11 protein-coding genes are annotated in these 14,735 nt (G+C 58.5%); 5 read left to right on the top strand and 6 right to left on the bottom strand.

Features of this window, described 5'->3' with window-relative positions; translation table 11 throughout:
• The 5 genes from entS to OSH04_RS08630 all read left to right on the top strand — a co-directional run bounded on the left by entS (position 1) and on the right by OSH04_RS08630 (position 5,469).
• Positions 1–1,251, top strand: coding sequence for an enterobactin transporter EntS (entS, locus tag OSH04_RS08610; RefSeq protein WP_266108269.1), 1,251 nt, complete (start codon positions 1–3; stop codon positions 1,249–1,251).
• 97 nt (positions 1,252–1,348) lie between these two features.
• Positions 1,349–2,746: a YncE family protein gene (locus OSH04_RS08615; protein ID WP_266108270.1), complete on the top strand. Its 1,398-nt coding sequence runs from the start codon at positions 1,349–1,351 to the stop codon at positions 2,744–2,746.
• A gap of 68 nt (positions 2,747–2,814) precedes the next feature.
• Positions 2,815–4,020, top strand: coding sequence for an isochorismate synthase (locus OSH04_RS08620; RefSeq protein ID WP_060186110.1), 1,206 nt, complete (start codon positions 2,815–2,817; stop codon positions 4,018–4,020).
• 14 nt (positions 4,021–4,034) lie between these two features.
• Entirely contained in the window at positions 4,035–4,673 is a 639-nt protein-coding gene (locus OSH04_RS08625; protein WP_035268471.1) for an isochorismatase family protein, read from the top strand.
• Positions 4,674–4,686: 13 nt separating this feature from the next.
• Positions 4,687–5,469, top strand: coding sequence for a 2,3-dihydro-2,3-dihydroxybenzoate dehydrogenase (locus OSH04_RS08630; protein ID WP_035268474.1), 783 nt, complete (start codon positions 4,687–4,689; stop codon positions 5,467–5,469).
• 677 nt (positions 5,470–6,146) lie between these two features.
• On the opposite strand, the gene OSH04_RS08635 is transcribed toward OSH04_RS08630, so the two are convergent.
• From OSH04_RS08635 to mltA, 6 genes are all read right to left on the bottom strand, one after another.
• Complete coding sequence (locus OSH04_RS08635; RefSeq protein ID WP_266108271.1) at positions 6,147–7,724, bottom strand: alpha/beta hydrolase-fold protein; 1,578 nt, start codon at positions 7,722–7,724, stop codon at positions 6,147–6,149.
• Positions 7,725–7,833: 109 nt separating this feature from the next.
• Positions 7,834–9,366 carry a methyl-accepting chemotaxis protein gene (locus tag OSH04_RS08640; RefSeq protein WP_226349740.1) on the bottom strand — a complete coding sequence of 511 codons (1,533 nt, stop codon included), beginning with the start codon at positions 9,364–9,366 and terminating at the stop codon, positions 7,834–7,836.
• A gap of 179 nt (positions 9,367–9,545) precedes the next feature.
• The gene (locus tag OSH04_RS08645) at positions 9,546–11,162 is read right to left on the bottom strand and encodes an EAL domain-containing protein (RefSeq protein ID WP_060186107.1); all 1,617 of its coding nucleotides are present in this window, start codon (positions 11,160–11,162) and stop codon (positions 9,546–9,548) included.
• A gap of 311 nt (positions 11,163–11,473) precedes the next feature.
• Entirely contained in the window at positions 11,474–12,205 is a 732-nt protein-coding gene (locus OSH04_RS08650) for a DsbC family protein (protein ID WP_060186106.1), read from the bottom strand.
• A gap of 39 nt (positions 12,206–12,244) precedes the next feature.
• Complete coding sequence (locus OSH04_RS08655; protein WP_257112863.1) at positions 12,245–13,438, bottom strand: FAD-dependent monooxygenase; 1,194 nt, start codon at positions 13,436–13,438, stop codon at positions 12,245–12,247.
• Positions 13,435–14,730 (bottom strand): murein transglycosylase A, encoded by a 1,296-nt coding sequence (gene mltA, locus OSH04_RS08660; protein WP_266108272.1) that lies wholly within the window; start codon positions 14,728–14,730, stop codon positions 13,435–13,437. Before mltA ends, OSH04_RS08655 begins: the two co-directional genes overlap by 4 nt.
• Between the last annotated feature and the right edge of the window lie 5 nt (positions 14,731–14,735).

Raw genomic sequence — 14,735 nt, forward strand, 5'->3', positions numbered from 1 at the left:
ATGTCTGTAAGACGTTTCTTTCTGGATATCTCGCCACTAATCGAAAGTCGAGCCTTCCGCTTTGCCTACTTCGCTCGGGCCGCCACGGTGCTGGTCACCGGCATGTTGATGGTGGCTGCCAGCGTGCAGCTTTATGAACTGACCAAATCCAGTGTGGCCGTTGCCTTTCTGAACGTATCCATGGCCACCCCCATGGTGCTGGCACTGATTGCCGGCGGTGTCTTGTCGGACCGCATGGACAGGCGCAGCCTGATGGTCTGGTCGCGCAGTGTCTACATCATCAGCGTGGTGCTGTTCCTGCTCAATACGCTGCTGCCCAACCCGCAGGTCTGGTTGATCTATGTGGCCGCTGCCATTGGTGGTGCGGCAGGCGGGATCAGCGTCCCGGCCATGATGTCCGCTACCCCGGCACTGGTCGGTCGAGACAAGCTGGCCGCTGCGGCAGCCCTGTCCGGTCTGGCCATGCAGTTGGGCGGCATTATCGGCCCCGCCTTGGCAGGCGTACTGATCTCCGGTCCCGGCCTGATTTTCTGCTACGTGATCGTGCTCTGCGGTGTCATCATCACCCCTTTGCTCTTGCGTGCTCTGCCGCCCTTGCCTCCGCAAGCAGGCAAGCAGCCTCAGAAAAACGCCTTCCAATCCCTGCGTGATGGCCTTGGTTTTGTGGCCAGCCACCCCTTGCTGCGCGCCCTGTTGCTGATTGATCTGGCTGCCCTGATTCTGGCCACGCCTTTGGCCCTGATGCCCGAGTGGGGCGACACTATTTTGAAAATGGGCGCCACCGCCACCGGCTATCTGTATGCCGCTCCGGCTGTGGGTGCCACGCTGGCCGCCCTGTCCAGTGGCTGGTGCCGTCAGGTATCCCGCCCAGGTGCCGCCATCGTGATTGCCGTGCTGATCTGGGGCCTGGCGGTTGCGGCCCTGTCCCTGCAAACCACGCTGTGGTGGGCGCTGATCTGCCTGGCCATCATGGGTGCTGCCGACACCATCTCCAAAATCATGCGTATGGCGCTGGTTCAGCACCACACCCCCGATTACCTGTTGGGCCGTGTCTCCAGCTTGTGGATGACGCAATATTCCCTGGGCCAGGCCCTGGGCAATATGCAAATGGGTTATCTGTCCCGTCTGCTAGGCCCGGCAGTCGCCGTGGCCGTGGGTGGTTTGGCCTGTGCCGCTGTCGCTTGCGGTTTCGGCGTGTTTAACCAAGGCCTGCGTTCGGCCAGCAAACAGGATGGCCCGCCCAATGCCTGACATCTCGCTTTTGTTCTACCCACGCCTGCTGCACGCCTGTAGAAAGATCTCCTACATGGACCGTCTTGTCGACCGAACCTTTATTTAGGATTAAAAGATGCTAATCAATGTCAATTGCATTCGCCGTACCCCTACCGCACTGCTGCGCAAGGCCGGCCTGAGCGCAGCCGTCCTGTCCCTGTCCCTGGCCAATGCCTTTGCGGCCCCCGCTTTTGACCAGCCTGATGCTGACTTTCGCGGTTCCCTGAATGCTGCTGGCGTGGTCTATGCAGGCTCCGAAGCCCAACTGGCTGGCCGTGGTTTCACCCCCGGCCAGGAAGTGATCCTGCTGCAAAACGGTCACACCCTGACCCCTCAAGCCCTGGTTGCCGACAAAGAAGGCAATCTGAGCACCAAGATCGCCATCCCCGCTGACGCCGCTGTGGGCGTGCACCCTGTGGTCATGCAAGTCAGCAAGCCCTCGACGGCCGACATCTTCAATCTGAAGGTGTCCCCAAAAGTTGAGCTGAGCGGTCAGGACAAATTCGAACTGCAATCCCAGCACCTGGTTCCCGGCTTGTACCAAAGCGCCTACAGCCCCAAGAACAAAGTGCTGTTCGTGACTTCCGCCGTGGGCCGCCCACCCGTCAAGCAGTCGCAATTGGTGAAAGTGAACCCCAAGACCCTGGCGGTTGAAGCCAGCGTGACACCTGCCGCCCAAAAAGGCCGTGACGATGGTCAGGTTCAAGCCGTTTACGGTGTGGACGTGGACGACAAGCAAGGCAATGTCTGGGTCACCAACACCCGCAGCAGCTCCATTGCTGTCTACAGCCAGAAAGACCTGAAACTGGTCAAACAGTTTGAAGACGGCGTCGTCAGCCACCCACGCGACGTGGTTGTAGACGAGAAAACAGACCGTGCCTACGTGTCCTCGCCCGGCGCCAACACCATAGCTGTATTCGACACCAAGAAGCTGACTCAGCTGGACCCGATCGAGCTGCAATCGAAGACCCGCAACAAGCCCGGCAGCATGAGCCTGATTCTGGACGCTGAAAAAGACCGTCTGTACACCGTCAGCGCCAGCACCAACGAGCTGATCATTATTGACCTGAAAAACGGCAATGCTCAAACCGTCTTCCCCGTGCCCGGTGCACGTGGTCTGGCTGGTGTGTCGGTAGACAGCAAGAATGACCAGGTCTACGTCGCTGCCCAAGGCAGCGACAACCTGCTGATCATCAATGCCAAAGACGGTGCCGTTCAGCACGACATCAAGATCGGTGCCGGTGCCCTGAACGTGGTCTTCGATCCCAAGACATCCCTGGCTTACGTGGCCTCCCGCGGTGCGGGCACCGTGACGGCCGTGAACGGTAAGGGTGAAATCGTTGCCAACCTGGACGGTGGCAGCTTCCCCAACCACGTCTCCCTGGATGGCGAAGGCAATGCCTATCTGGTCAACAAATCCAAAGGTAAGGATGACCAGACGGCTGACCGCATCACACGCCTGCACCTGAAGTAAACCGCCCGATGCGCCCCTTCCATGAAAAGGGGCGCCAAGGCAAAACCCTTGCCCCAAAAAGGACTCCTATGAATAGCCGTATAGCCGACCAAGTCCGCCATGCCACCATTGAAGAATGGTTAGGTCATTACCAGGCCGACAGCAGCGTATTTGCCTCTCCCACCGTCAGTTTGATGGCACACGGCACGGCACTGGAGCGGCATACCAACAATGCCCAAGGGCAACTGCTCTCTGATGCCCAAGCCTTGCTGGCGCAAGCCGCTCAGCAAGGTCTGGACGCCCCCCTGTTGATGGGAGTGATCCCCTTTAACCCGACTCGCCAGGCTTACCTGCGCGTTCCCAAAGAATATCAGCGCGATCCCGTCCTGCTGCGCCCGGTACAGCGCCCGCCGTTGGCCAAATCCAGCAACAGCATTGCCAGCCAAAGCCTGCTGCCTGATGGCGAAGGCTACGAAGACAGCGTCAGCCGCATCCTGGCAACGATGCGCGAACAGAACATTGCCAAAACCGTGATGGCCCGCACTGTCACCATCACCCTGAACGAAGCCCTGGACCGTCAGACTGTGTTGAGCAATATGCTCCACAGCAATCCTGCCGGTTACACCTACGCCCTGCCCTTGCCGGGCGGCAAGGCTCAAGACCCGGATCTGTTTTTTGGGGCCAGCCCCGAGTTGCTGGTGCGTCGCCAGGGCGATCTGGTTACCGTCAACCCGCTGGCAGGCACCGCCCCCCGCTTTGCCGACCCACAGCGCGACCAGGCCAGCGCCGACAGCTTGATGGCCTCCAGCAAAGACCTGCGCGAGCACGCCTACGTCATTGAAGACGTGGTTCGCATCCTGTCCCAGTTCTGCGACTCCCTGGACGTGCCTGATGGCCCCAGCCTGACTAGCACCGCCAACCTGTGGCACCTGTCCACCCGTATCAGCGGCCGTTTGCGTGACCCGTCCGTCACCTCTTTGGAGCTGGCACTGGCCATGCACCCCACGCCGGCCGTTTGCGGCCTGCCCACCCAGCCCGCCATGCAGGCCATCGAAGCCACTGAAGTCTTTGATCGCGGCTACTTTGCAGGCGCCATAGGCTGGAACGACCACGAAGGCAACGGCGAATGGGCAGTCGCCATTCGTTGCGGCCATTACACCCAGCAAGGGCTGACCTTATCGGCTGGCGCCGGCATTGTGGACGGCTCCGTCCCTGCCCTGGAACGTCAGGAAACCGGCAATAAACTCATGACCCTGATCAACTCATTGGGTCTGGCCCAGAACATAACCATCTAAGGGAGACACGATTCATGACCATTCACGCCTTGCCCAGCTACGAGCTGCCTCAAACCCCCGTAGCCAACCGCGTCAATTGGCGCCCACAGGCCAATCGTGCCGCCCTGCTCATTCACGATATGCAGACCTACTTTCTGCAGAAATACGATATGAGCCAGGCTCCTATCCCCATGTTGATCGAACGCATTGCCGCCCTGCGCGAGGTTTGCCACAAGCTGGGAATACCCGTGTTCTACACCGCCCAGCCTACCGAACAACCCGAGAAAGACCGGGCCTTGCTGAACGACTTCTGGGGCCCCGGCCTGACCGCCAGCGAATTTCACAGCCAGCAAGCCGTCGTGCCCGAGCTGACACCGGCCGAAAACGACATCATGCTGACCAAGTGGCGCTACAGCGCCTTCCAGCGCTCCGACCTGCGTGAGCAACTACGCAAGCTGGGCCGCGACCAGCTGATCATCACCGGCGTTTACGCCCACATCGGCTGCATGACCACCGCCCTGGAAGCCTTCATGCAAGACGTGCAGCCCTTCCTGGCCATCGACGGCGTTGCCGACTTCTCGCTGGAAGAACACCACATGGCGATCCGCCACGTCTCGCAACGCTGCGGCGTCAGCCTGACCTGCGCCGAAATCCAGGACAGCCTGCAAAGCTAAACAGGAAGCACACATGAGCACACAAGAATTTGCAGGTGAATGCATAGCCGTCACGGGCGCGGCCCGTGGCATTGGCGCTGCCGTCACCCAACTACTGCTGGAACGAGGCGCCAGCGTCATCGCCCTGGACCTGGACGTAGAAGGACTGACCCAACTGAGTCAATCCGAATACAGTGATCGGGTTTCTTGCCACCTGGTCGACATCAGCCAAGCCGATGCCGTCGATGCAGCGCTAGCCCAAGGGCAGGAAAAACTGGGTCCTATTCATCGTTTGGCCTGTGTCGCGGGCGTCCTGCAAATGGGCCGCATCACCGAGCTGAGCAACGAACAATGGGATCGCACCTTTGCCATCAACACCACCGGCGTCTTCAACGTCTGCCGCAACGTGGCCAAAGGCATGATCGAGCGCAAACAAGGCGCCATCGTCAACGTCAGCTCCAACTCCGCCGCCACACCACGCATCGCCATGGGAGCCTACGCCGCCTCCAAAGCCGCCGTCACCCAACTGAGCCGCTGCCTGGGCCTGGAACTGGCCCCACACGGCATCCGGGTGAACATCATCTCCCCCGGCTCCACCGACACCCCCATGCAACAAGCCATGTGGGCACAAGGCAGCTCGCGCGAAACCGTCATCGCGGGTTCCGGCGAAAACTACCGTCTGGGCATCCCCCTGCAAAAAATCGCCACCCCCGAAGAAATCGCCGAAGCCGTCCTGTTCCTGCTCTCGGACCGCGCCAGCCACATCACCCTGTCCGACCTGCGAGTAGACGGCGGTGCCACACTGGACCAAGGCTAAACAGCCAGACGCAAAAAAGGGCGGAATCTCCGCCCTTTTTTATTGCCCATCGGAACGAGGCCGGACAAAAGCATACGAACATCCCTACTAGTGACAGTGCCGATAAGGACTGACCACCTATTGCCAAGTCAAGGAAGAATACGAACGAACCGAAACATCGTAAATGCGGCTCAATGAAGACAGACTCAGTCAGGTCAAATCGGATCGAATCAGGTCAGGTCAGGTCAGGTCAGGTCAGGTCAGGTCAGGTCAGCATCAGATTAGACCTGCTCAGTGCAGGTAGCCTCCTATCAGCTACCTCTTAATTCCGTCGAGTCTGTGAACTAGATCGAGCAGCTCCAGCGTGCCAACCGCCCCCGCCAACAACCGTTGAAAGCAGGCCCACTCAAGAGCACTGCCACCATGCTGTTCGGGTCGGGGCAGGCTCCGGCGGGGCGGATCAGAGTGCTTGCCGCGGGCCTGAGATTGCGTAGGGATGCAAGGGGCCTGCTGTTTGAGCCAGGCGCTTGTACTTGGTCCGGGGGACCAAGTACCTGGCGAGTTCAGGCCCCGCCCGTAGCAATCTTATGCCAAGGGCACTGGTGCTCAGCCCCGCCGGAGCCTGCCCCGATCCGAACAGCCCCCCGGTCCAGCCTCCTGAGCCCGCCTATAGCCCGTCCCTCACAACTTAAGTCCAGCTACTTCTTGTTCTCGACCGGAGCCTCAACCTGCTCAATCCCGAACAAATGCTCCAAACCCAAAGCCAAAGCATCCCGCCACGCCACAAAATCATGTGCCGTCGCACTTTCCACGTAACGCACGTCATACCCCCGCGCCCGCAGCACATCATCCAGATGACGATTCGCCTGCACCAGGCTGACATCCCGGCTGGAGCCTGAAGACTCAAACACCCCGGCGCTCATATAAATCTTCACTGGCACAGCTTCTGAGTCCGCCATCTGCCGCGTCAGCCACTGCCCACGAGCATCACCCGTCGGAGCCCACCAGAACGACCCCGACATGCTCAAGACATTGCCAAACAACTGCGGCAAACGCCAGGCGGCATTCATGGCAGCCAAACCACCGTAGCTGGAGCCGCCAATCGCCGTCTTGCCCGCTGTCGACTGCACCCCTTGGGCCTTGAGCCAAGGCATCAATTCCTTATCCAGAAACTTGATATAAGCCTCATTAGGCGGCAACTCACGAGCCCGTTCCGCCATGCCCGGATTGTCCACCAGGACCAGCCACATAGGCTCCACGCGCCCCTGCGCAATCAAGGTATCCAGCATGGCCGGCGCGCGCGCCAAATCCCGATAGTCCCGACCATCGAACAAAATCAAGGTGTGATCAATTTCCTGAGCCCGAGTGCCCGCAGGCTGATAAATCTGCACCTGCCGTTCCACACCCAAAGCCTCGCTGGGCAAGCGCTCCGTACGCCATTGCCCCTGCCCCAACTGCTGCGGCTCCAGGCTCACCACCTCGGCAGGTGCCTGCGTCAAACGCAAGACAGACTCACCATCAAACAGATCCTTGCTGTTTTCCGGCAAAGCCTTGGCATTATGAGGATCGCGCTGCAACGCCGCCCGCAGCACTTCGCGCGCCAGGTTCTGGCCCACATAAGGCACATCCGGCGCCATGCGATAGGCAAAGCGGGCATCACGCGGCAAATCGTAGGTGATGTACCAGATATCCGACTCACCCAAACGATGCATGCGATCGGTATACGAGAAAGGCCCGCCATGCAGACGCACCTCGTTCTGAGCACCGCGCCAGACAAACGTGACGCGATCATGCGTAGTGCTGTAGCGCTCCACCAAAGGCGAACCTACACGCTGCACATAGTCCCAGAAACCGCGAGACGGCTCACCCGCGCGCAAGCGCATGCTCCACTGACGGATCACATCGCCTTGCAAAGGCTCGGCCTGAGCCGGCGCCTGGGGAGCCGTAACCGATTTAACCTGCCACTGATACTCGCCCTGCCCCTGCACACGCAAACGATACTCGCCCGCCGTGCTGGCAATAAAGCCAAAAGGGCCACCCCGTTCCGGTGCATCTGCCCAATGACGAATCGCCTTGCCATCCGGGCCGAACAATTCCAGCGCTACATCACCACTGTGCTGCCAACTGCCTTGCACCAGCTCATTTTGCTGCAAGCTCAGTATTCGTTCATGATGTTCGTGCGCCTGAACCTCACCTTGAGCCGAAGGCAGCGTAGCCGCCCAAGCCGACCCAACCATTCCCACCATCAATACAGCAACAACAGGTGCGCGCAACATACATCCTCCTAAATGCCGGTTTGCCGCAGGACAAGCCCAGTACCAAGAAGCAGTATACGATCAAAAATAATCAGCGCACCCCTTGGCTGGCGCGAGGCGGCGCCATTTATCACCCCAGACGGAAAGCCTGAATCAAACGATCCAGCTCTTGCACCTGCTCCTGCAACTCGCTGGAGGTGTGCGCCACCTGGTTCACCATCTCCGCGTTTTGCTGAGTGGCCGAATCCAACTGCCCCACCGCCACGTTGATTTGCTCGATACCAATGGTTTGCTCGCGAGTAGAAGCCGCAATCTCGTGCACAATCGTCATCACTTGCGAGCTGCCGGTGACCATCTCATCAATAACCTCACCGACCTGCCCCATCAATTGCACGCCTTCGCGGGTGCTATTGGAGGACGCTTCCACCAATTGAGCAATCTCCTGGGCTGACGCCGTCGTGCGCTGCGCCAGAGCACGTACCTCACCCGCCACCACCGCAAAGCCTCGACCTTGCTCACCGGCTCGCGCCGCTTCCACAGCCGCGTTCAAGGCCAGAATATTGGTCTGGAAGGCAATCGAGTTAATCACCGTGGTGATGTCCGCCACCTTGCCACTGGTATCGCGAATCGCGCCCATGCGGTCCACCAGCTCACTAACCATCTGACCACCATGCTGGGCAGTTTTCTGCACCTGGCTGGAGACTTCCTCGGCACGCATGGCGTTTTCTTCGCTCATGCGAACGGTGCCCGTCATCTCTTCCATGGCCGATGCTGTTTCCTGCAAGGCCGCGGCCTGCTGAGTCGTGCGACTGGACAGCTCCAGATTGCCCACAGACAGTTGCGAGGTATCGTCCGCAATCACACCACTGCTGTGTTGCAGCGTGCGCATGACCTCGTTCAGCTTCAGGCGCATCTGCTCGATGGAGGCCATCACGCTATTGTCCGGAATCGAGCGTAGGGAATGAGTCACACGCAAATCGCCATTGGCAATGGCTTGGGCCGCTTCATGCAAAATTTTGGGCTCAGCCCCCAGCTCGGCAAAGATCTGGCGCGCCAGAAACACAGTAACCGCTGATACCAGCAGCACGATCAAAACAAACACGATTGACGAGCTGAGCAGATTGCTCAGGAAGCGCGCCTGAATATTGTCGATATATACGCCCGAGGTCAGCACCCAATCCCACTGCGTCACCCCTTTGCCAAAGGCCAGTTTGGGGGCATTGCTCTTGTCGCTAAGTTTGGGCCAGTGATACTCCAGAAAACCTTCGCCACCATTGCGGCCGATGCGGCTCATCTCGGCAAAAGGGTGCACGCCGTTGCTGTCGACCACGGCACTGACGTCCTGGCCGTCCAGCTCCGGTCGGCTGGGATTCATGATGGACACCACATCGGTCGATAACACCGACACATAACCTTCCTGCCCAAAACGGATACTAGCGATGCGTTGCAGCGCCTGCTTTTGTGCCTCTTCCTTGCTCAGAACGCCTTTGCTGACCAGTTGCTGATAGTCCTGCGTAATGTTTGCTGCAATATTGACGATGTGCTGCAAACTACTTTTTCGCTCCTCCATCTGTGCCTGATAGAGCTGATAGTTCACAAACGCAAAAACCGCCACCAACGCCATCAAGCACAAGATCAATGGCAACCACAACTTCTGTTTCAAGCCCAAACGCATCATATTCCCCGAGCAACGCTGAAAAGACAGGTCCCAGGTACGCAAAAACCGACCGTGTCACCACGGTCGGCCTGCATGGAGGCCCCATCGAACAAGCTGGGTAACGGCCTCGGGCTTGAAATACTTAATTAAAGTTACATATCGAGATAATTGGATGCTAAGGCGGCTTATAAAACACTACCGCTCAAGCGTCGGGAAGCTTCATGGCCTTGGCCAAAAGAGGGTTCGCTGCTGGCCAGAGTCAGCAAGAAACCATCTTCAGACATCAATTCCGAGGTCAGACGCCCCTGGTAATGACCCAGCTCCAGATTCAAGGCAAGATCGCGCTGTTCCAGGTTATCGACGCCTTTGATAACCAGCTCAAAGCCCTGCTCGCTCAGTAAATGGCACGCGGTTTCCAGCAATGCCTTGAACGTCGGTTCACGGCAGGCGCGCTGAATAACCTCGGCTTCCAGTTTGACGCCGCTGATTGGCCAGCCACGCAAACGGTTGAGCTTGTTGTTCTCAATATCGGGGCTGGTCAGCCAGACCTGAATGTCCTGTTCTTTCAGAAACTGCAAAGCCTGGATCAGTTCTGGTGTTTCTTCCAATTCCTCGTCGCTGAACAAGTCCAGTTCCACACAGCAAGGCTGCAGCTCGAACTGACGCAACATGCTGGGCATGCGCTTATAGATAGGCAGCAGCATATCGATGGGCAACTTCAGGCCAATATGGCTGGCACGCAGCGAGTACTCCTGCCACCAGCGACGCACGTCAGCCATCAGGGTGCGCAGCATCCATTCGCACAAAGCCTGACGGTGAATGGCGTCAGGCATATGGCGCAGCACCAGATCCGATGACAGACGCAAGCCTGTGGGCGAGGTCCAGAACACCTGGGCGTCCACACCACTGTATTGGCCCGTACTGGTCGCCACGCGCAACTGATAAGAGAAAGACAGCGCTTCGCTGGCCTGCGGATCAAGCACATCCAGAGTTTCCAGCGCACGCAAGAGTTCCAGCGGCGTGGGCTGGGACGCTTCCTGCTCGTCGCGCTGGGCGTAAAACTCCATGATTTCAGTATCTTGCGGCTCTTGCTGGGCGATCAACTTACCCGTAAAGGTGTAGCCCCAGCCGTGCACCGACTTGATCGGCAAGGCCACCCCTGCCTGACTGGCCTTGCGGCGCAAACGGCTGATCAGGGAATCCACTGCACGGCTGTCACTGGCAGCCAGGCCTTTGTCGCGCATCAGGTCTTCACGGCTGAAACGGGCATCCGCATGGCGGATGAATGCGTCCATCAATTGACGTTCGCTATGCGTCAGTTCCAGCCCCACCCCATTGGGAGCCATCAGAGTCCAGCCTTTATCGCGCAAGATCCATTCCTGCTGGCCACTCTGATCCTGAACCTCTTCCATCGCCTGGGTGGCACCCACGGCGGCATAAACATTACGGCGGCGCACGGCATGGCACCAGGCCATCAGCTCGGGAACTTGCACATCCATAGCCAGACACGCATCAGCACCCGTCAGCAGCAACTGCACACGAGCACTGGCAGACAGGCCGGACTGAACGGCCACAATACCCAGCGAGCCAAAGTCATTGCGCAATTTGGCCACCATCAAAGGCACGTAGCCCGTCTCAACAGGAAACAGCAACAGATCGGCCTGGCTCAGACGCGCCTCGGCTACCTTCTCCAGGGATCTGACAACGCTTGTCTTGGTACCGAAAACCCGCAGTTGCTCCAGCCAGTAGTGCAAGCCTTCGCCTTCTTCCAAAACAATCAACACGCAGCGTGCATGTTCCATAAGCGCCTACTATTTAATTATTGTCAGTCCCACGACGGTCCCGGCGAGGGCCGACAATACTATTTTTATCAATAGTTAGAATTATCACTTCTAGAATACGGAGCACAAAGTAAAGAATGGTCAAATGTGGCGTTTGAAATTTTTTGTCTTCAAAATAACGTCCGCCTTACCGCCTGAACCATCTCGGGATTATTTTCTAATCGCTGCTCTTTTAAAATCATGCCCCACAAATAATTATAGTTTCCATAACGATGGGACATAAAAAACCCGCTCGAAAGCGGGTTGTTCTAGCTCAAGACCAGCCAGAATACTTACTGGGCGGCAGCGTCCAGGCGAGACTGCAACTGGGCAGCAGGCAGCCAGCCATCAGCGCGGCTGCCATCAGCAAAGTAAATGGCCGGGGTGCCTTGAACGCGCAGTTTTTGTCCTACTGCCAATAACTGATCCAATGGATGCTCACACGAGGCTTTCTCGGGTCGCGCTCCGCCCCCCATCCAATCACTCAAGGTTTTAGCGGGGTTTTGGGCGCACCAGATGTCCTCGGCTTTGCGGCGGCTGTCCGGTCCCAGGATGGGAAACATCAGGCTATAAACCGTAACATTGTCGATCTCCTGCAAAGTTGTATGCAGACGTTTGCAATAGCCGCAATTGGGATCTTCAAAAACCACCATTTGACGGCTACCGTCGCCTTTTACCAGCTTGATGGCCTTATCCAGCGGCAAATCATTCAGCGACACACGATTGAGTTCCTGCATGCGCTGCTCGGTCAGATCAACACGAGTTTTGCTATCCAGCAAAGAACCCTGCATCACAAAGCTGGCCTGCGGGTCGGTGTAGAGCAAGGTGCCGCCCACTTCCACTTCCAGCAAATTGGGAAATGGTGTGGCGCGAATACCATCGACCGTCACGCCTGGGAAAGCGGCTTCAAAGGCCTGGCGGGTAGTCTCGAAACGTGTGTCTACTTTGGCGGGGCTGGTGGCCTGAGCCAGGCTGCACAGCGACAAAAGCGCCAGAGCCAATACAGAACGAAGGTGCAACATCATGACGTACTTCCTTTGCTAATCGACAAGACCCTAGCGGCCTTAGAACAAGAGCGCGCCGGGGCTGACGCCGGCAGCATGCGCGATCAGGCGGCGTTTCACCCAGGGCAGGCGGTCCACCACTTGCATACCGGCATTGCGCAGCATGGAAGCCGGTGCTCCCGGTGCCGCAAACAGACGATACAAGCCATCGGTGGCTGCCCGCATGGCCGCAATCGGTTCAGCGCGAGCGCGCTTGTAGCGATTGAGTACACGCATATCACCGACCGAATAATGCGGGCCACGCTCGGACAAGACCTTGATCAGGGCTTCGATATCGCCCAGACCCAGATTCAAACCCTGGCCAGCCAAAGGATGGACGCGATGCGCCGCATCACCCACCAAGGCCACACCGGGCGACACCAGGCCGCTACGCTCAAAGGTCAACGGGAAACCGTGTACCGGGCTACGCAAGCTTAACTGCCCCAAACGGCCATTGGATAAAGAGAACAAGCTGTTTTGCAGATACTGCGCCTGCTCCTCTGAGGGCATGGCCAACACCTTGTCGGCCTGCGCTTGCGGCACGGACCAGACCATGGAGACTTGCGGTTTGCCATCCACATCCGGCATAGGCAACAGGGCCAGAATCGAATCGCCAGTAAACCACTGCAAGGCGACTTGCTGGTGCGGGCGCTCCACGTTGAAGTGGGCCACCAAACCGGCGTCCCCATACTCACGGCCATGATGCTCAATGCCAGCAGCAGACCGCAGGCCGGAACGGGCACCATCTGCCCCCACAAACAAATCGGCGCTGACGCGCTTCTGTCCGGCGGTGATGATGGTATTGCCTTCCAGACGCTCGAAACGGTCTTCAATCCAGGGCACACCGAACACTTGCAAGGCCTGATACAGCGCCTGCTCCATCTGTCCGGACTCAACGATCCAGGCCAGATAATCCTGCGCATCCTGCCAAGCATGCAGATTCAGGCAACCGCCGCCATCACCATGTACTTCCATGGCCTGCACTGGCGAAATGCGCTGGGCCGACATCAAATTCCAAGCACCCAACTGCGTCAGAAAACGCTGGCTGGCGACCGAGACGGCGTAGACACGGGGGTGATACTGCCCCGCCGCCAGTTCCATAGGCTTGTAAGCGGGGGACAAGATGCTGACATCAAACCCGGCCTTGCGTAAACCCAGAGCGCTGGCCATACCGGCCAAGGCCCCGCCACACACCACAATTCGTTCTTTGCTCATCGTGCGCTCGGTGCTCCTGCCTGACGTGGCCACAACAGCCACATTTGACCTTGCTGCTTCATGCGCCCTGCCTGCGCCCCAGCCTGATCGCCCGTGCCCCAGTACAAGTCGGTACGTGCGGCACCTTTAATCGCCGCGCCCGTGTCCTGAGCAAAAACCAGTCGCTGCAAAGGCTGGTTAGAAGCAGGCTGCGAGGTAGCCAAGTACACAGGCGTACCCAAAGGCACGTAAGTGGGGTCAATAGCCACGGAACGCAGACCAATCAAGGGAATGCCATAGGCACCTTTAGGGCCCAGCTCCGGATCCACAATGGCCTCTTCGCGGAAGAACACCATGGCGGTATTTACATTCATCATTTCCTGAACGCGATGCGGATTGCGCTTGGCCCAGGCCTTGATGTTTTGCATGGAAGTCTGCGCCAAAGGCATCTCGCCCTGCTTGGCCAGCCATTGGCCTACCGAGGCATAAGGGCGACCGTTATGGTCGGCATAGGCCAGACGCACGGCGCTGCCATCGGGCAGGACCGCACGACCCGAGCCTTGGATCTGCAGGAAAAAGCCTTCTACCGGATCTTCCGCATACACGATCACGGGTGGCTGGCGATCCTGCTTGGACACGATCTGCTCGCGTGTGTCGTAGGGCACAATGCGTTTGCCCACTTGCTTGCCGCGAATACGCTTGCCAGCCAGCTCGGGGTACAAGCTACCCAGGTCAATCGTCAGCAAATCATCCGGCGCAGCGAAAAGCGGCCATTGATAGCTGGAACTACGGGTACGCGAGGCCTTGAGCAAAGGCTCGTAATAGCCCGTGACCGTATTTTGAGCCACCTTGCCGTCGCCGGTCAGCAAACGCCAGGGCTGCAACTGTTGCTGCAGAAAATCACGTACGGCGGCCGTATCTTTGGTGTCAGCGTTCAGACCGGCAGAAGCCGCAGCCTGACAAACGGGCTGCCAGGCACGGGGATTGGCACGTGCGGGCATGGCCAGCGAACCGCTGACAGGACGCATCAGGCCCTTGCAGTTATTGATGAAACCTTTCCAGACATGGTCCAGCGAATCATCCTGCCAGCCCGGCAAGGCGGACCAGTTCACGGCTTGATAACGCCCTGCCAACGCACGCGCCGGGGTTTCCGGCAGTGCCGACAAGGACGGCACGCGCAACGGTTGCAGAGCGATATCAGGACCGCCTTCTGCTGTACCCGGAGCCGTTGACGAAGAACCCTGATCCCCAGGAATGGTGGAACAGGCACTTAATGCCAGCAGTACGGCTGGCACGCAATAAATTATCTTCATGGCTG

This window comes from Alcaligenes nematophilus (assembly GCF_026344155.1).
Lineage (GTDB): Bacteria > Pseudomonadota > Gammaproteobacteria > Burkholderiales > Burkholderiaceae_B > Alcaligenes > Alcaligenes phenolicus.